The 233-nt window shown below is 40.8% G+C and carries 1 rRNA gene; it reads right to left on the bottom strand.

Annotated features, from left to right (window positions below):
• Nucleotides 1-181 precede the first annotated feature (181 nt).
• Nucleotides 182-233: ribosomal RNA gene (locus ACNQ0W_RS25795) — 16S ribosomal RNA — on the bottom strand; the annotation flags it as partial.

The following is a 233-nucleotide window of genomic DNA, read 5'->3' as shown; positions in this document are numbered from 1 at the left end:
TTCACTTCTGATTGCGAAAATTTGAGAGACTCGAACACACATGAGCTGTGTGTCGTTTCAATTTTCAGCTTGATCCAGATTTTTAAAGAGCAAAACTTCTTAATGCACTCAAAAGTACATTCAGAAGTTCATCATTCATCAGACAATCTGTGTGGACACTACAAAGGCAGGTTCTTTAAGGTAAGGAGGTGATCCAACCGCAGGTTCCCCTACGGTTACCTTGTTACGACTTC

Source organism: Enterobacter cloacae complex sp. 6730903 (assembly GCF_048283985.1).
Classification (GTDB): Bacteria; Pseudomonadota; Gammaproteobacteria; order Enterobacterales; family Enterobacteriaceae; genus Enterobacter; species Enterobacter hormaechei_C.
The sequence above is the reverse complement of the archived record's forward strand: the minus strand, read 5'-3'. Positions and strand labels throughout refer to the sequence as shown.